This window comes from Arthrobacter sp. NPDC057009, from assembly GCF_042673905.1.
Lineage (GTDB): Bacteria > Actinomycetota > Actinomycetes > Actinomycetales > Micrococcaceae > Arthrobacter.
Window position 1 is genome coordinate 627,311 of the sequence record NZ_JBHUSB010000001.1, and the last position, 18,064, is coordinate 645,374.

The window sequence follows — 18,064 nt, forward strand, 5'->3', positions numbered from 1 at the left end:
CCACCTTGCGGTGCGGGACCATCCCTGTGATCAGGCTTTACCGGAAGTCGTTGCCCAGGTCGTAGTCATCCAGCGGGATGGCGTGGAACTCAGGAGCTCCGTCGCCGCCCAGCGTGTCGTAGGAGAAGTCGCTGAACGCGCTCGGGCCGGTGAACAGGTTGGCCTTTGCTTCTTCAGTCGGCTCCACCGTGATCTCGGTGTAGCGCGGGAGGCCCGTGCCGGCCGGGATCAGCTTACCGATGATGACGTTCTCCTTGAGGCCGAGCAGCGGGTCGCTCTTGCCTTCCATGGCCGCCTGCGTGAGGACGCGGGTGGTCTCCTGGAAGGAAGCTGCGGACAGCCAGGACTCGGTGGCCAGCGACGCCTTGGTGATACCCATGAGCTCGGGACGTCCGGAAGCCGGAGTCTTGCCCTCGGATACAACACGGCGGTTGGCGTCCTCGAACCGGGCGCGCTCTGCCAGCTCACCGGGGAGCAGGTCGGAGTCGCCGGATTCGATGACCGTGACGCGGCGCAGCATCTGGCGGACGATGACTTCCACGTGCTTGTCGTGGATGCCAATGCCCTGGCTGCGGTACACGCCCTGCACTTCGTCCACGAGGAACTTCTGTGCGGCACGCGGACCCATGATGCGCAGGACCTGCTTCGGGTCGACCGGACCGTTGATGAGCTTCTGGCCCACCGACACGTGCTGGCCGTCCTCGATCAGCAGACGCGACCGGCGCAGGACCGGGTAGGCGATCTCTTCGGAACCGTCGTCCGGAGTGATCACCAGGCGCATCTGGCGCTCGGATTCCTCGATGGTGACGCGGCCGGCTGCTTCCGCAATCGGCGCCACACCCTTCGGGGTACGGGCTTCGAAGAGCTCCTGGATACGGGGCAGACCCTGGGTGATGTCGTCGCCACCGCTGGCGGAAACAGCACCACCGGTGTGGAACGTACGCATGGTCAGCTGGGTACCGGGTTCACCGATGGACTGTGCGGCGATGATGCCCACAGCTTCACCGATGTCCACGGTCTTGCCGGTGGCCAGCGAACGGCCGTAGCACAGGGCACAGGTTCCGACGCTGGACTCACAGGTGAGCACGGAGCGGACCTTGACCTCGGTGATGCCGGCTGCGAACAGCTCAGCGATCACAACGTCACCGCAGTCGGTGCCGGCCGGAGCCAGGACGTTGCCCTTGGCGTCGACGACGTCCACGGCCAGCGTGCGGGCGTAGGCGCTGTTCTCGACGTTCTCGTCCAGGGTCAGCTCACCGTTGGCGTCAGCCACGGCGATCGGCGTGACGAGGCCGCGCTCGGTGCCGCAGTCCTCTTCACGGACGATGACGTCCTGCGAAACGTCCACCAGACGACGGGTCAGGTAACCCGAGTTGGCGGTACGCAGAGCGGTGTCGGCAAGACCCTTACGTGCACCGTGCGTTGCGATGAAGTATTCCAGCACCGACAGGCCCTCACGGTAGGAGGACTTGATCGGACGCGGGATGATTTCACCCTTCGGGTTGGCCACCAGGCCACGGATACCCGCGATCTGGCGGACCTGCATCCAGTTACCACGTGCACCGGAGGACACCATGCGGTTGATGGTGTTCATCGGGGACAGGCTGTCGCGCATGACCTGGGCGATCTCGTTGGTCGCCTTGTTCCAGATCTCGATCAGTTCCTGGCGCCGCTCGTCGTCGTCGATCAGGCCCTTGTCGTACTGGCCCTGGATCTTGGCGGCGCGCTCCTCGTAACCGGCAAGGATGGCCGGCTTGGCGTCCGGAACCTCGATGTCGGAGATGGCGACGGTGACGCCCGAGCGGGTGGCCCAGTAGAAGCCGGCGTCCTTCAGGTTGTCCAGCGTTGCGGCCGTGACAACCTTCGGGTAGCGCTCCGCGAGGTCGTTGACGATGCGGGACAGCTCGCCCTTGTCGGCAACAGCCTCAACCCACGGGTAGTCCTCGGGCAGGGTCTCGTTGAAGAGGACCTGGCCCAGGGAGGTGTCCACCAGTGCGGGCTGACCCGGCTCCCAGCCTTCCGGAGCTTCCCAGCCGGCGTAAGGAACGAAGCCCTCAAGACGGATCTTGACCTGGGAGTTCAGGTGCAGCTCGTGTGCGTCGAAGGCCATGATGGCCTCGGACACGGAGCCGAAGACCCGGCCTTCACCGGCTGAACCCACACGCTTGGTGGTCAGGTGGTAGAGGCCGATGATCATATCCTGCGAAGGCAGGGTCACCGGGCGGCCGTCGGACGGCTTCAGGATGTTGTTGGAGGACAGCATCAGGATGCGTGCCTCAGCCTGGGCTTCGGGGCTCAGCGGCAGGTGCACTGCCATCTGGTCGCCGTCGAAGTCAGCGTTGAACGCGCCACAAACCAGCGGGTGAAGCTGGATGGCCTTGCCTTCAACAAGCTGCGGCTCGAATGCCTGGATACCGAGGCGGTGCAGGGTAGGTGCACGGTTGAGCAGCACCGGGTGTTCGGTGATGATCTCTTCCAGCACGTCCCAGACCTGCGGACGGTAACGCTCGACCATGCGCTTGGCCGACTTGATGTTCTGGGCGTGGTTGAGGTCAACCAGGCGCTTCATCACGAATGGCTTGAAGAGCTCCAGTGCCATCTGCTTGGGCAGGCCGCACTGGTGCAGCTTCAGCTGCGGGCCGACGACGATGACCGAACGGCCGGAGTAGTCGACGCGCTTGCCGAGCAGGTTCTGGCGGAAACGGCCCTGCTTGCCCTTGAGCATGTCGCTCAGGGACTTCAGCGGACGGTTGCCCGGTCCGGTGACCGGACGGCCGCGGCGGCCGTTGTCGAAGAGGCTGTCAACGGCTTCCTGAAGCATGCGCTTCTCGTTGTTGACGATGATCTCCGGAGCACCCAGGTCAAGCAGTCGCTTGAGTCGGTTGTTGCGGTTGATCACGCGGCGGTAGAGGTCGTTGAGGTCGGAGGTCGCGAAGCGGCCACCGTCCAGCTGGACCATCGGGCGCAGTTCCGGCGGGATCACCGGGACGGCGTCCAGCACCATGCCGAGCGGGCTGTTGTTGGTGGTCAGGAATGCGTTGACCACCTTCAGGCGCTTCAGGGCGCGGGTCTTGCGCTGGCCCTTGCCGTTGGCGATGACGTCGCGCAGGTTGTCGGACTCGGCCTGCATGTCGAAGTTCTCAAGGCGCTTCTTGATGGCCTCGGCACCCATGGAGCCTTCGAAATACATGCCGTAGCGGTCGCGCAGTTCGCGGTACAGGCCTTCGTCACCTTCGAGGTCGGCGACCTTGAGGTTCTTGAAGCGGTCCCAGACCTGCTCGAGGCGCTCGATTTCGGCGTCGGCGCGCTTGCGGACGTTCGCCATCTGGCGGTCAGCGGAGTCGCGTGCCTTCTTCTTGTCGGCAGCCTTGGCACCCTCACCCTCGAGACGGGCAAGCTCGTTCTCGAGGTCGCGGGCGATCGCGGCGATGTCGGAGTCGCGGTTGTCGATCAGCTGCTTCTTCTCGACGTCGTGCTCAACCTGCAGGTTGGGCAGTTCCGCGTGGCGGTTCTCTTCGTCAACGCTGGTGATCATGTAGGCAGCGAAGTAGATGACCTTTTCGAGGTCCTTCGGAGCCAGGTCAAGGAGGTAGCCCAGGCGGGACGGAACACCCTTGAAGTACCAGATGTGGGTTACGGGAGCAGCCAGTTCAATGTGGCCCATGCGCTCACGGCGCACCTTGGCGCGGGTGACCTCGACGCCACACCGCTCACAGATGATGCCCTTGAAGCGCACGCGCTTGTACTTGCCGCAGTAGCATTCCCAGTCACGGGACGGGCCGAAGATCTTCTCGCAGAAGAGGCCGTCCTTCTCGGGCTTGAGCGTGCGGTAGTTGATGGTTTCCGGCTTCTTAACCTCGCCGTACGACCAGCCGCGGATGTCTTCCGCGGTGGCGAGGCCGATCTGCATGAGGCCGAAGGAGGATTCGCTGGACATATGGTCCCTGTTCTCTCTTGTTCTCTAAATTCTGAAGTCTTGGTTGCGGTGAGGAGGTGAGGCCCAGGGAAAGGACAAGTGCGGCGGGGCCGCGTCCTTTCCCTGGTCGTAATCCTTAGACCTCTTCTACGGAGCTGGGCTCTGCACGAGACAGATCGATGCCCAGTTCTTCCGCAGCCGTGAAGACTGCGTCATCAGAGTCACGCATTTCAATCGTGGTTCCGTCGGTGGAAAGAACTTCCACGTTCAGGCACAGCGACTGCATTTCCTTGATCAACACCTTGAAGGATTCGGGAACACCCGGCTCGGGGATGTTCTCGCCCTTGACGATCGCCTCGTAGACCTTCACGCGGCCGTGGATGTCATCGGACTTGATCGTGAGCAGTTCCTGGAGCGTGTAGGCGGCGCCGTAGGCTTCGAGCGCCCACACTTCCATTTCACCGAAGCGCTGGCCACCGAACTGTGCCTTACCACCCAGCGGCTGCTGCGTGATCATGGAGTACGGGCCGGTGGAGCGGGCGTGGATCTTGTCGTCCACCAGGTGGTGGAGCTTCAGGATGTACATGTAGCCGACCGAGATCGGATCCGGGAACGGCTCGCCGGAGCGGCCGTCAAACAGGCGCGTCTTGCCCGAGGAGTCGATCAGGCGGTCACCGTCGCGGGTCACGTTGGTGGAGTCGAGCAGGCCCGTGATTTCCTCTTCGCGGGCGCCGTCGAAGACCGGCGTTGCAACAGTGGTCTGGCCACTCTCGCGCGGCAGGTTCGGCAGCTGCTTGGCCCACTCCGGCTCGCCTTCGATCTTCCAGCCCGTCTTGGCAACCCAGCCGAGGTGCGTTTCCAGCACCTGGCCGACGTTCATACGGCCCGGAACACCCAGCGGGTTCAGGACGATGTCAACGGGGGTACCGTCGGCAAGGAAGGGCATGTCCTCGACCGGGAGGATCTTGGAGATAACACCCTTGTTGCCGTGGCGGCCTGCGAGCTTGTCGCCGTCGGTGATCTTGCGCTTGGCAGCCACGTAGACGCGGACCAGCTGGTTGACGCCCGGGGGCAGTTCGTCGTCGTTGTCGCGGTCGAAGACGCGCACGCCGATGACGGTGCCGGACTCGCCGTGCGGAACCTTCAGGGAGGTGTCGCGCACTTCGCGGGACTTCTCACCGAAGATGGCGCGGAGCAGGCGCTCTTCCGGGGTCAGTTCGGTTTCACCCTTCGGGGTGACCTTTCCGACCAGGATGTCGCCGGCTTCAACCTCGGCACCGATGTGGATGATGCCGCGCTCGTCCAGGCCGGCCAGGACTTCCTCGGACACGTTGGGGATGTCACGGGTGATTTCCTCGGCACCAAGCTTGGTGTCGCGGGCATCGATCTCGTGCTCCTCGATGTGGATGGAGGAAAGGACGTCCTCTGCCACGATGCGCTGGGACAGGATGATGGCATCCTCGAAGTTGTGGCCTTCCCATGACATGAATGCCACGAGCAGGTTCTTACCGAGGGCGAGCTCGCCCTGGTCCGTTGCCGGGCCGTCGGCGATGATGCCGCCAACTTCCAGGCGCTGGCCTTCGTTCACCAGAACGCGGTGGTTGTAGCAGTTGCCCTGGTTGGAGCGGGCGAACTTGTTGATGCGGTAGTTGGTTTCCGTGCCGTCGTCGTTGAGCATGACAACGAGTTCAGCGGAGACCTCGGTGACCACACCGGGCTTCTTCGCGATGACAACGTCACCGGCGTCGACGGCGGCAGCACGCTCCATGCCGGTACCCACGAACGGGGCCTCGGAACGGACCAGCGGCACAGCCTGGCGCTGCATGTTGGCACCCATGAGTGCGCGGTTGGCGTCGTCGTGCTCGAGGAACGGGATCAGGGCGGTGGCCACGGACACCATCTGGCGCGGGGAAACGTCCATGAACTGGACGTCCTCGGCGGGAACGAGCACGGGCTCGCCTCCACCACCGCGGGCACGGACCAGGACGGTCTCTTCAGCGAAGCGCTTGTTCTCGTCGAGCGGGGCGTTGGCCTGTGCGATCAGGACCTCTGCCTCGTCGTCGGCCGTCAGGTACTGGACGTCGTCGGAAACGACGCCGTCCTTGACCAGGCGGTAGGGCGTCTCGATGAAACCGAACGGGTTGATGCGGCCGTAGGACGCCAGCGAACCGATCAGACCAATGTTCGGGCCTTCAGGGGTTTCGATGGGACACATACGTCCGTAGTGCGACGGGTGGACGTCTCGGACTTCCATGCCGGCACGGTCACGGGACAGACCGCCGGGGCCCAGCGCGGACAGGCGGCGCTTGTGGGTCAGGCCCGAGAGCGGGTTGTTCTGGTCCATGAACTGGGACAGCTGGGACGTTCCGAAGAACTCCTTGATGGCTGCCACCACGGGGCGGATGTTGATCAGGGTCTGCGGCGTGATGGCCTCGACGTCCTGGGTGGTCATGCGTTCGCGGACGACGCGCTCCATGCGGGACAGGCCGGTGCGGACCTGGTTCTCGATGAGCTCGCCGACGGCGCGGATGCGGCGGTTGCCGAAGTGGTCGATGTCGTCGATTTCGACGCGCAGCTCGTGGTCTTCGCCGTCGCGCTTGCCCATGATGGTCTTCTCGCCGGCGTGCAGCGCGACGAGGAACTTGATCATGGCGACGATGTCTTCAACGTGCAGGACCGAAGCTTCCTTGTCGCCAAGGGAGCGGTCGATGCCAAGCTTGCGGTTGATCTTGTAGCGGCCAACCTTGGCCAGATCGTAGCGCTTGGAGTTGAAGTACAGGTTGTCCAGCAGGGACTGGGCAGCCTCGACTGTGGGCGGCTCGCCCGGACGCAGCTTGCGGTAGATGTCCAGCAGCGCGTCTTCGCGGGTTTCGGTGGCGTCCTTCTCCAGCGTTGCACGCATGGAGTCGTACTGGCCGAACTCCTCGAGGATCTGGCCTTCGGTCCAGCCGAGGGCCTTCAGCAGCACCGTGACCGACTGCTTGCGCTTGCGGTCCAGGCGCACGCCGACCTGGTCGCGCTTGTCGATCTCGAGCTCGAACCAGGCGCCACGGGACGGAATGATCTTTGCGGTAAAGATGTCCTTGTCGCTGGTCTTGTCGGCGGCACGCTCAAAGTAGGCGCCCGGGGAACGGACCAGCTGGGAAACGACGACACGCTCGGTGCCGTTGACGACGAAGGTGCCCTTCTCGGTCATCAGCGGGAAGTCACCCATGAACACGGTCTGCTGCTTGATTTCGCCCGTGTTGTTGTTCATGAATTCGGCCTTGACGTACAGCGGTGCCGAGTACGTAGCGTCCCGGTCCTTGCATTCAGCCATGGTGTACTTCGGATCAGCGAACTCCGGATCGGAGAAGCTCAGGGACATGGTGCCCTGGAAGTCCTCAATCGGGGAGATCTCTTCGAAGATGTCGGAAAGGCCGGAGGTGGTGGCGACGCTCAGGTCGCCTTCTTCGACGGCCTTCGCAACGCGGGCCTGCCAACGTTCATTTCCGACCAGCCAGTCGAAGCTGTCCGTCTGCAGGGCAAGCAGATTCGGAACGTCAAGAGGTTCGTGAATCTTTGCGAATGAGAGCCGGCGAGTCGCACCGTCGGTGCTTTCGGCATTGATAGCGGTAGCGTTGTTTTCATTAGAGGTGCTCGAGGCGACCAAGAGGGATCCTTCCACAGACCTTCAGGCGTTTTCAGATCTCCCCCGCTTTTCACCCTGCGAAGTGACTCCGCAGTGCTACCATCCGGTTCCGCTATATGACCCGGAACCTGGTTCCGCCCATGCTGGTGACGTTGTTCACGGCACATTGATGGAACGGCTAACAGGCTAAGCCCACCGCTATATGAAGGCTGAAGGTAAACAGGGAAGACGCAAATATCTACGATACGGCAAAACCATACGCGTGTCTACCCCACTTACCAGCAGAATGCAAGCACCGTTGCTGCGGGCACCTATCCGGAATGCCTTCCGCCTTCCCAGCGTTGAATGGATAGGTGACCGGGCTCACGATACCCTTAGGCCAACCATTGACCAAAGATCGGAAGAAACAACCATGAGCAATTCCGCTGACGATGTTGTCATCCTGTCCGGTGCGCGCACCCCGCAGGGCCGGCTGAACGGGCAGCTGGCGAGCTTCACCGCCGTCGAACTCGGAACGCACGCCATCAAGGCGGCCATTGCGGCGAGCGGGCTGGAAGCGGATCAGGTGGACGCCGTCATCATGGGCCAGGTCCTGCAGGCAGGGGCCGGCCAGAACCCCGCCCGCCAGAGCTCCATCGGAGCAGGCATCGGCTGGAACGTCCCCACGGTGACCATCAACAAGGTCTGCCTTTCCGGGCTGACCGCCGTGATCGACGCCGCGAGGCTGATCCGCGCCGGCGACGCCACCGTCGTCGTCGCCGGTGGCCAGGAATCGATGACGCGCGCACCCCACGTCCTCCCCGGCTCCCGCCAGGGCTGGAACTACGGCACCGTCCAGGCGCTGGACGTGGCGGCACACGACGGCCTCACCGACGCCTTCGACGGCCACTCGATGGGACTTTCCACGGAGTCCAAGAACCTCACGCTGGGGATCGACCGGACCGCCCAGGACAACGTGGCCGCCCAATCGCACCAGCGCGCCGCCATCGCCTCGAAGAACGGCGTCTTCGACGACGAGATCTCCCCAATCAGCGTCAAGCAGCGCAAGGGTGACCCGCTGGTCGTCTCCACCGACGAGGGCGTCCGGCCGGACGCTACCGTAGAGTCCCTGGCCGGCCTGCGGGCCGCCTTCGTCACCGACGGCACCATCACGGCCGGCAATTCCTCCCCCCTGTCCGACGGCGCCTCAGCCCTGGTGCTGACCTCCCGCAAGTTCGCGGAGGAGAACGGTCTGGAGTACTTGGCCGTTGTGGGCAAGCCGGGGCAGGTGGCCGGGCCGGACAACTCCCTCCACTCGCAGCCCTCCAATGCCATCCGTAACGCGCTTGACCGGGCCGGCTGGAGCACCGCGGACCTTGACTTCATTGAGATCAACGAGGCCTTCGGTTCGGTGGCCGTGCAGTCCCTGAAGGACCTCGACTATCCGCTGGAGCAGACAAACATCCACGGCGGCGCCATCGCCCTCGGCCACCCGATCGGCGCCTCTGGTGCCCGGCTGGCGCTCCATGCCGCTCATGAGCTGAAGCGGCGCGGCCAGGGCAAGGCGGCAGTCTCACTGTGCGGAGGCGGCGGCCAGGGCGAGGCCCTCCTGCTGTTCCGCGACTGATGAGCCCGGTTCCGGCGTCGGGCATTATCGGGACGGGCGGCAACAAGGGCAGCGGCGGCACCGGCAGGGAGCGCTTCCTTGCCGACGCCGCCGCGCGCGGCCTGGACGTCCAGCTCGTGGAGCGGCTGGCCGCCCACAGCCTCCAGGAGGCGGCCGCGATCCTCGGCATCAGCCCGGCGGACATCGTGAAGTCACTCGTGGTGAAACACAAGGACGGCAGTTTCCTGTTCGCCCTCATCCCCGGCGACCGCCAGATCTCCTGGCCCAAGCTGCGCAGCCTGGTGGGCGTCAACAAGCTGTCGCTCCCGGCCGCGGATGTGGCCCTGGAAGCCACCGGGTATGAGCGCGGGACCATCACGCCGCTCGGCAGCACCACGGCGTGGCCCGTCTATGCCGATCGCACCATCGCCGGCAAGCGGATTTCCATGGGCGCGGGCCAGCACGGCTATAGCGCCTTCGTGGACGCCGACGCCCTGGTCTCGGCCCTCGGCGCGGTACTCGCGGACATCAGTGAACCCAACTGACTCGCAGTTGTTGTCGTTTTGACGCCCCATAACGACAACAACTGCGAGCTAGTTGGGTTGAGCGCACGCAGGGAGGGTTAAACGCAGGAATCCCCGCCCACCGGATTGGACGGGGATTCCTGGACAAGCAGTGTTACTTGAGGGTAACGGTGGCGCCAGCTTCTTCGAGCTGAGCCTTTGCCTTCTCGGCGGCTTCCTTGTTGGCGCCTTCGAGAACAGCCTTGGGAGCGCTGTCAACCAGGTCCTTGGCTTCCTTGAGGCCGAGGGAGGTGATGGCGCGAACTTCCTTGATCACTGCGATCTTCTTGTCGCCAGCAGATTCGAGGATGACGTCGAAGTCGGTCTTCTCTTCAGCTTCTTCTGCAGCGCCACCGGCAGCGGGGCCAGCAACAGCAACAGCAGCAGCGGTAACTTCGAAGGTCTCTTCGAAGAGCTTGACGAACTCGGAGAGCTCGATGATGGTCAGTTCCTTGAAAGCTTCAATGAGCTCTTCGTTGGTGAGCTTCGCCATGGTTGGCGTCCTTCCTATAAAGGTGGCCGGGGGCTGGATGCCGTCCGTTCCACCGGAGTCTTATTGGGAGAGAGTTAGTTCTCTTCGGCAGCGGCTTCGGCCGGAGCCTCTGCTGCTTCTGCGGCGGGAGCTTCTTCAGCGGCGGGAGCTGCGGCTTCAGCCGGAGCACCGTTCTCTTCTTCAAGCTTGAGGCGCAGTGCGTCGATGATGCGTGCAGCAGCGGCGGCAGGGGCCTTGAGGACGCCTGCAACCTTGGCGAGCTGCAGCTCGCGGGACTCGAGTGCTGCCAGGGCAGCAACTTCGCTGGCGTTCAGTGCCTTGCCCTCGAAGTAACCGGTCTTGATGACCAGCTGCTTGTTGGCCTTGGCAAAATCCGTCAGGCTCTTGGCAGCTGCAACTGCGTCACCCTTGATGAACGCGATTGCAGTGGGGCCGGCGAGCTGGCCGTCGAATGCTTCGACACCAGCTTCCTTGGCTGCAATGGCGGTCAGGGTGTTCTTGACGACCGCGAACTTGGTGTCCTGGCCGAGAGAAACACGCAGCTGCTTGAGCTGTGCAACGGTGAGCCCACGGTATTCGGTCAGGACAGCGGCGTTCGATTCCTTGAAATCGTTAGTGATCTCAGCTACTGCTGAAACCTTGGTAGGCGTTGCCATAACCCTCCTTCCGGGGATAGTGCCGGTATTCCGGGTCCCCGCTCAGGTGAGCTAAAACTAAAAACGCCCCGCGCAGATGCACGGGGCTTGGCTCAACGCAGTCCAGGACAGCGGAGCTTTGCTTCGTTCACCTGCGCCGGCCGCCCTATGTTCAGGGTCCTTCGTCCGGAAACCCACTGGCTCTTCCGCACACAACTGCAGAGTTGAGCTGAGCTCGAAAGAGTGGGAATCCAACAACCGACGGTCTTTGGTAGTTCAAGCTTACGGGAGGGCTATACGGATGACCAAATCGGCCTTCCGGGCCGGGTGCACCAAGCGCGCCGGCACACTCAGCTCCTGCTGGGTCCCAGGTCCGGCAGTTCCTTCTGCCAGATCCCGGTGACTCCCGCCGTCGTGAAGCCTAGCTGGCGGTTGACCGTGAGCAGATACCGGTTTTCCGGTGCGTTCCAGGTGTAGATCACCCGCGCAGCGGGGAACTGCTCGGTGAGGCGCTCCATGTTGGCCACCTTGATCAGCAGGCCGAGCTTATTGCCGCGGTGGGCCTGCAGCACCACGGTGTCGTCCTGGAAGACGACGTCCTGCCGCTGCGCCAGGACGCTGATGGTGGTTAGCCCCACCAGCGTTCCGGAAGCGATGTGTTCGACGGCGGTCACCACCGTCCGCCGCCCCTGCGAGATGGTGACTTCCTCGGCCTCCCGCAGGATCCGGGCGTCGAAGATCATGTCACCGTCCCCCGCCGGCCCGGCGTCGCCGCCTGCCTGGTTTTCGAGGGCTGCCACAGATTCCAGCCAGCGTTCCGGGCAACGGTCGGTCCAGTGGTGCAGGCGGTACCGGCCGTTGTTGGCCTCCTGCGCCTCAGCCTCGAGTTCGGCCACGAGCTTGGTGTCCAGCGGCAGCGCGCATGAGCTGAACTGTTCGATGTGCTGGAGCGTGTAGCCGGTGCGCTGGGCGAAGTCCACCTCACGGCTGCCCAGCGGCACGTAGCCCTGGCCCGATCCGGGCACCAGCTGCTCGGGGGCGAATTCGTGCAGGGAGGCGCCGGGGTGGTTGGTGTCAACCAGGATCATGGTGCGCCCCTCCTCCCGGGCGAAGTGTTCGGCTGCCTCCAGCAGCTGCCGGCCGACGCCCTGGCGCTGGTATTCAGGGAGGATGTCCAGGGTGAATTCGGCGAGGTCGAGGTTGTCGGCCAGGGGAAGTGCGATGTCCACGGCGCCGACAATCTCGCCGTCGACCTTGGCCACGAGGATGACCTGGCGTTCGTACGGGTCGTCCAGTTCGAGCAGCTTCTCCAGCGGCGTGTAGGCGAGGTCATCACTGCCCCAGGTGTCCATCCGGACCTTGCGCCCGACTTCCACCGCGGCGAGGAAGTCCGCCGCATCGGGAGAGTCCACGGACTCCGGAATCAGCAGCCGCTCGATCCGCACGTTTATTGCCATATCCCCAGCCGTTTCCGCCGCTTGCCATGAAGGCCTCCGGCTTGAATCCACGCGGTGTATCCGCCGCCAGCATATGCCGGTTAACGCCGGCGCTGCCACTCACCGTCGTAGCCTGCCGGACGGAATCCCAGGGCCAGGTTGATGGCGAGCATGTGGTCGTTCTCGGCGGCGTTGAATGTCAGGACGCGCTCCACCTCGGGATGGTCCTCCTGCAGGCGCCGGAGGTTGCGCACCTTGACCAGCATGCCCAGCCGGTGACCGCGGTGCGCCTGGGCCACCAGCGTGTCATCCTGCTCGGCCAGCCACGGTTTTTCGCCCGTGTGCTGCAGCACGGAGTAGGCCGCCAACTCGCCGCTCGCCCTGTCCCGGGCCACGGCCACCAGCGACTCCAGGCCCGTCCGCTTCCACTCGTCCTCGACGTGCCGGACCCGCTTGGCGTCCCACACCTCGGCGTCGTAGTGCAGCGCGCCGGCCGGGGTGTCCGTGCTCATTTTGGACATGAGCACTGCCATCTGCTCCACGTACTCACCGGGACAACGGTCTGTCCAGCCGAGGATCTCGTACTGATCCCCGGCGATGCCGGTTGCCTCCCGTTCCAGGGCGTCCAGGACACCGTCCGACGGCGGCATGTCCAGTGCGCTGAAACGCGTCACCTGCTCGAGGGTGTAGCCGGCCGCCACGGCGAACCGGACTCCGCGGGCCGCGGCCGGGACCCCGCCCGTGCCCGTTCCGGGCTTCAGGATGCCAGGACCATCCGGGTCAAAGCCCGGCGCGTGTTCCGTGAAGGACTGCAGGGTGCTGCGCCCGTCCTCGGCCGCCAGCGCCTCAACATGCCGCAGGAGGGCCTGTCCGATGCCGCGGCCGCAGAACTCCTGGAGCACGTCCACGCGAAGGAACGCGTCCTGCAGGTTTTCCTGCTGCGGAAACCTGATCCAAGACCTTGCCACCATGCGGCCGTCAAGCCGCACAAAGAAGAGCCGGAGTTTCCCGTACTCGTCGTCGCGCCACCCTTCCAGCCGGGCTTTTCGGGGAGTCGCCCGGTCCAGGTTGCCCCAAAGCTCCAGTGCCAGGGCATCACTGAGATCGCTGAACTCGAGGAAGTCTGCGGCCTCGGCAGCGTCGAGCGACGCAGGCAGGAAGAGCGGCTCGATCCGGTAGGAAGGCGTCGTCACCGCATCAGCCTAGCCGCCGCGGCCCCTTCCTTCCAGAGCCGCCTCCAGCACCCCCAACACAGCGGACTGGCCCGCCCACCCGAGTCCCGCCGTCGTACTTCACAGCTTCCGGAAGGGGCGCCGCGGACGCAGAAGGACCGCCCGGCAGATGCCGGGCGGTCCTTCGGTGCTGGCCGGAGATCCGGCCGTGAGCTCGGTGAGGCTTACGCCTCGGTCAGAACCCGGGTGACGTTGGGGTCAACGGAGATGCCGGGACCGAACGTGGTGGCAACCGTTGCCTTCTGGATGTAGCGGCCCTTGGAAGCGGACGGCTTCAGGCGGAGCACCTCTTCGAGGGCGGCGGCGTAGTTCTCGGCCAGCTTGACGGCGTCGAAGGAAACCTTGCCGATGATGAAGTGCAGGTTGGAGTGCTTGTCGACGCGGAAGTCGATCTTGCCGCCCTTGATGTCGTTGACAGCCTTGGTGACGTCGGGGGTGACGGTGCCGGTCTTCGGGTTCGGCATCAGGTTACGGGGACCCAGGACCTTACCGAGGCGGCCAACCTTGCCCATGAGGTCAGGGGTGGCAACGGCTGCGTCGAAGTCGGTCCAGCCGCCGGCGATCTTTTCGATCAGGTCATCGGAACCAACGAAGTCGGCGCCGGCAGCGATTGCTGCTTCGGCCTTCTCACCCGTCGCGAAAACGAGGACGCGGGCGGTCTTACCGGTGCCGTGGGGCAGGTTGACGGTGCCGCGGACCATCTGGTCGGCCTTGCGTGGGTCAACACCCAGGCGGAAGGCGACCTCAACGGTGGCGTCGAACTTGGACGGGTTGGTGTCCTTGGCGAGCGTCACTGCCTCGAACGGAGCGTAGAGCTTCTCCGTCTCGATCTTGGCTGCGGCTGCCTCGTATGCTTTGCTGCGCTTTGCCATGCTGCTTATTTCTCCTTGTGCAGTTGTGGTCTGCGGACCGCGCTGGGCCCTGCCACATCCGCGAGTCCGGCTGTTTCACCGTTCGGACTTGCGGCATTTTCAATGTTTCAGTGGTGCCGGTTTCCCGGCGGTGCTGCCCGGCGTCGTGCCCGGTTACCCGGACTTGCCGCCGCATCAGCGGGGAATTAACCCTCGACGGTGATGCCCATGGAACGGGCGGTGCCGGCGATGATCTTCGCTGCGCCTTCGAGGCTGGTGGCGTTGAGGTCTTCCATCTTGGTGGAGGCGATCTCGTTGACCTGGGCCTGGGTCAGCTTGGCAACCTTGACGGTGTGCGGGGTGGACGAACCCTTGGCAACGCCTGCAGCCTTCTTGATGAGCTCTGCAGCCGGCGGGGTCTTGGTGATGAACGTGAACGAACGGTCTTCGTAAACGGTGATTTCAACAGGAATAACGTTGCCGCGCTGGGCTTCCGTCGCAGCGTTGTACGCCTTGCAGAATTCCATGATGTTGACGCCGTGCTGGCCAAGCGCAGGACCGATCGGCGGGGCCGGGTTAGCGGCACCTGCCTGGATCTGCAGCTTGATGAGGCCGGTGACCTTCTTCTTGGGAGCCAATGTAGGGTCCTTCTCTCAAATGCGTCCTGGGACACAGGAGCGTGCCTCAGGTGGTTGACCGCCATGGCGAGGCGGTCGGCCGTTCCGGGACAGCTAAAGCGGGCCGTTCCGGAACGAAATCTGTGGTGATCAGCTAGATCTTGGTGACCTGGTTGAAGGCCAGCGTGACCGGGGTCTCGCGCTCGAAGATGGACACCAGCACCACGAGGGTCTGGGAGTCCACCTTGATCTCGGAGATCGTGGCGGGAAGGGTCTCGAACGGGCCTTCCTTGACGATGACCGACTCGCCGACCTCGAAGTCGACGTTTACCGGGGCGGAAGGCTGCTTGGCCGGCTTGCCCTTCTCCGCCTGCTCCTCCTGGAAGACCGGGGCGAGCATGGAGAAGACCTCGTCGAGGCGCAGCGGCACGGGGTTGTGGGCGTTGCCCACGAAGCCGGTGACGCCCGGGGTGTGGCGGACGGCGCCCCAGGAGGCGTCGGTCAGATCCATGCGGACCAGGACGTAGCCGGGAATACGGACGCGGTTGATGACCTTGCGCTGGGCGTTCTTGATCTCAACGACTTCTTCCATGGGCACCTGGATCTCGAAGATGTAGTCTTCCATGTCCAGGGTCTGGATGCGGGTCTCAAGGTTGGCCTTGACGCGGTTTTCGTAGCCTGCGTAGGAGTGGATGACGTACCAGTCACCCTCCTGGCGGCGCAGCTTCGCCTTGAACTCTTCGGCGGGGTCGGTGGCCTTGGCGGCCGCAGCAGCCAGGACGTCGGTTCCTTCGGCGCCTTCCCCGGCGTCCTCTCCGGTCACGTCGTCGGCGTCTTCGGTCTCGGCGTCGTCAGCGTCGGCCTCGTAATCGGCGTCGCCTTCGGAATCGGGCGCAGCAGACTCAACCTCGGAGCCCTCGGCGGACTCAGCCGCGGGGTTCTGGGTTTCATCCAGCTCAGTCTCAGTTACCTCGAGCTCCTGCTCAGACACTTGGTCTCCTGCTTCCTCATTGCTAAATTGCCTAGTTAAATGGCTCAATTCCGCACACCCCGCAACTCCTTTCCCGTTTCCGGTTGGGAGTCCACGCAGTCTGCGGACTGATCGCCTTTAGCGGTCCGTGGCGCCTGTACCGCCGAAGATCCAGCTCACCGCGCTGCCGAACGCCAGGTCCAGCAGAGTGACGATCACCATCATGATGACTACGAATACGAGCACCACGAGCGTGTAGTTGATCAGTTCCTTGCGGGTCGGGGCGACGACCTTCTTCAGTTCGCCAATGACCTGGCGGATGAAGAGTGCGATACGAGCGAAGAAACCGGCCTTGGCGGCCTTCTTGGCAGGGCGGCCCTTGGAGCTGCTTGCAGCTGTTTCGGTCACCTGTTCCTCACTCATCCTCGCAAGTCGGATTACCCGGCTCTGAACTGAACCTTTTTGTTGCTGCGCTTGCCCCGGCTTTTTCGCCGGAACAGCCTGCGCAGGGCAGACAGGACTCGAACCTGCAACCTGCGGTTTTGGAGACCGCTGCGCTACCAATTGCGCCACTACCCTATGGATCGAAAACCGATGCAGGCCGCACTTCCCCAAGGCCATCTGGGGCGCAAGTCATCATCCGTGTTTTCAACACCGGAGAACCAGTCTACGCAACAACTGCGCTTACGTCGAACCGGCCTCACTTCGGACCGTTTTCAGCTTCCGGAGGCGCGCTGCACCGCAGTCACAAATCCGTGTTCCACCTCGAACGATCCGGTGAACAGCATAGAGTAGATTCCGTCGAATTCCACCATTCAGCTCTCCAGCTGCAAGCGAAGAACGGACCTGCCATGTCTGCCGCCCGCGTTTCCCAACGCATTTCCGCCATTGCCGAATCCGCCACCCTGGCCGTTGATGCCAAGGCCAAGGCGCTGAAGGCGGCCGGCCGGCCGGTGATTGGGTTCGGCGCTGGCGAGCCCGACTTCCCCACTCCGGACTACATCGTCCAGGCCGCCATCGACGCCGCCAGCCAGCCGAAGTACCACCGCTACTCCCCCGCCGGGGGCCTGCCCGAGCTGAAGAAGGCCATCGCCGAGAAGACGTTCCGGGACTCCGGCTACAAGGCCGACCCCTCCCAGGTGCTGGTCACCAACGGCGGCAAGCAGGCCGTCTACAACACGTTCGCCACCCTGGTGGATCCGGGCGACGAAGTGATTGTTCCGACGCCGTTCTGGACCACCTACCCCGAGGCCATCCGCCTCGCCGGCGGCGTTCCGGTGGAGGTCTTCGCCGGGCCGGAGCAGGACTACCTGGTGACCGTGGAGCAGCTCGAGGCGGCCGTCACGGACCGCACGAAGATCCTGCTGTTCGTCTCGCCGTCGAACCCCACCGGCTCCGTCTACTCCCCCGAGCAGGTTGCTGAAATCGGCAAGTGGGCCGCGGCCAAGGGCCTGTGGGTGGTCACCGACGAGATCTACGAGCACCTGACGTACGACGGCGTTCCGTTCACCTCCATCGCCACCGCCGCCCCCGAACTGGGCGACAAGGTTGTGATCCTCAACGGTGTGGCCAAGACCTATGCGATGACCGGCTGGCGCGTGGGCTGGATGATCGGCCCCGCCGACGTCATCAAGGCGGCCACCAACCTGCAGTCGCACGCCACCTCCAACGTCTCCAACATCCCGCAGATCGCCGCCCTGGCCGCTGTCTCCGGTCCGCTCACCGCGGTGGACGAGATGAAGGTCGCGTTTGACCGCCGCCGGAAGGCCATCGTGGACGGGCTCAACGCGATCGAGGGCGTTGAATGCCCGACGCCGAAGGGCGCCTTTTACGTGTACGCCGACGTCCGCGGGCTGCTGGGTAAGGAATTCCCGACGGCGAACGGTCCGGTCCGGCCCGAAACTTCCGCCGCGCTGGCCGCACTGATCCTGGACGAGGTGGAGGTCGCCGTCGTTCCCGGCGAAGCCTTTGGCCCGTCCGGCTACCTGCGCCTCTCCTACGCCCTGGGCGACGAGGACCTTGCCACCGGCGTCGGCCGCCTGCAGGACTTCCTCGGCAAGGCCCAGTAACCCGGCACGCTCTCTCATTTCCTGCACGGCAACCCCGAACGCTCTCTCACCCGGTGAGAGAGCGTT

At 64.2% G+C, this 18,064-nt stretch carries 13 protein-coding genes and 1 tRNA gene; 3 read left to right on the forward strand and 11 right to left on the reverse strand.

Going from position 1 to position 18,064, the window contains the following annotated elements; all coding sequences use genetic code 11:
* Positions 1-37 precede the first annotated feature (37 nt).
* Both ACFTR6_RS02970 and rpoB read right to left on the reverse strand, forming a co-directional pair.
* Positions 38-3,937 (reverse strand): DNA-directed RNA polymerase subunit beta', encoded by a 3,900-nt coding sequence (locus ACFTR6_RS02970; protein ID WP_377956809.1) that lies wholly within the window; start codon positions 3,935-3,937, stop codon positions 38-40.
* A gap of 115 nt (positions 3,938-4,052) precedes the next feature.
* Positions 4,053-7,568, reverse strand: coding sequence for a DNA-directed RNA polymerase subunit beta (gene rpoB, locus ACFTR6_RS02975; RefSeq protein WP_076801210.1), 3,516 nt, complete (start codon positions 7,566-7,568; stop codon positions 4,053-4,055).
* A gap of 391 nt (positions 7,569-7,959) precedes the next feature.
* Here rpoB and ACFTR6_RS02980 point away from each other — a divergent pair, with 391 nt between their 5' ends.
* Positions 7,960-9,153: an acetyl-CoA C-acetyltransferase gene (locus ACFTR6_RS02980; RefSeq protein WP_076801208.1), complete on the forward strand. Its 1,194-nt coding sequence runs from the start codon at positions 7,960-7,962 to the stop codon at positions 9,151-9,153.
* Complete coding sequence (locus ACFTR6_RS02985) at positions 9,153-9,677, forward strand: aminoacyl-tRNA deacylase (RefSeq protein ID WP_377956811.1); 525 nt, start codon at positions 9,153-9,155, stop codon at positions 9,675-9,677. Before ACFTR6_RS02980 ends, ACFTR6_RS02985 begins: the two co-directional genes overlap by 1 nt.
* A 133-nt stretch (positions 9,678-9,810) precedes the next feature.
* Here the strand turns inward: ACFTR6_RS02985 and rplL are convergent, their stop codons facing one another.
* From rplL to ACFTR6_RS03030, 9 genes are all read right to left on the reverse strand, one after another.
* Positions 9,811-10,188, reverse strand: a complete 378-nt coding sequence (rplL, locus tag ACFTR6_RS02990) for a 50S ribosomal protein L7/L12 (RefSeq protein WP_076801204.1) — start codon at positions 10,186-10,188, stop codon at positions 9,811-9,813.
* A gap of 74 nt (positions 10,189-10,262) precedes the next feature.
* A complete protein-coding gene (gene rplJ / locus ACFTR6_RS02995; RefSeq protein WP_076801202.1) occupies positions 10,263-10,844 on the reverse strand; it encodes a 50S ribosomal protein L10 in 582 nt (193 codons plus the stop codon).
* A 329-nt stretch (positions 10,845-11,173) separates the two neighbouring features.
* Positions 11,174-12,280 carry a GNAT family N-acetyltransferase gene (locus ACFTR6_RS03000; protein ID WP_076801200.1) on the reverse strand — a complete coding sequence of 369 codons (1,107 nt, stop codon included), beginning with the start codon at positions 12,278-12,280 and terminating at the stop codon, positions 11,174-11,176.
* A gap of 80 nt (positions 12,281-12,360) precedes the next feature.
* On the reverse strand, positions 12,361-13,452 hold the full coding sequence (locus tag ACFTR6_RS03005) for a GNAT family N-acetyltransferase (RefSeq protein WP_377956812.1): 1,092 nt from the start codon (positions 13,450-13,452) through the stop codon (positions 12,361-12,363).
* A gap of 203 nt (positions 13,453-13,655) precedes the next feature.
* Positions 13,656-14,363 carry a 50S ribosomal protein L1 gene (gene rplA, locus ACFTR6_RS03010; protein ID WP_076801196.1) on the reverse strand — a complete coding sequence of 236 codons (708 nt, stop codon included), beginning with the start codon at positions 14,361-14,363 and terminating at the stop codon, positions 13,656-13,658.
* A gap of 185 nt (positions 14,364-14,548) precedes the next feature.
* On the reverse strand, positions 14,549-14,980 hold the full coding sequence (gene rplK, locus ACFTR6_RS03015; protein WP_018760472.1) for a 50S ribosomal protein L11: 432 nt from the start codon (positions 14,978-14,980) through the stop codon (positions 14,549-14,551).
* Between the two features lie 133 nt (positions 14,981-15,113).
* Complete coding sequence (gene nusG / locus ACFTR6_RS03020) at positions 15,114-15,950, reverse strand: transcription termination/antitermination protein NusG (protein WP_076801195.1); 837 nt, start codon at positions 15,948-15,950, stop codon at positions 15,114-15,116.
* A gap of 117 nt (positions 15,951-16,067) precedes the next feature.
* Entirely contained in the window at positions 16,068-16,352 is a 285-nt protein-coding gene (gene secE, locus ACFTR6_RS03025) for a preprotein translocase subunit SecE (protein ID WP_076801193.1), read from the reverse strand.
* 83 nt (positions 16,353-16,435) lie between these two features.
* A tRNA-Trp gene (locus ACFTR6_RS03030) sits at positions 16,436-16,508 on the reverse strand.
* 272 nt (positions 16,509-16,780) lie between these two features.
* Between ACFTR6_RS03030 and ACFTR6_RS03035 the strand changes: the two genes are divergently transcribed.
* Positions 16,781-17,998 carry a pyridoxal phosphate-dependent aminotransferase gene (locus ACFTR6_RS03035; RefSeq protein ID WP_076801191.1) on the forward strand — a complete coding sequence of 406 codons (1,218 nt, stop codon included), beginning with the start codon at positions 16,781-16,783 and terminating at the stop codon, positions 17,996-17,998.
* Positions 17,999-18,064: the final 66 nt, after the last annotated feature.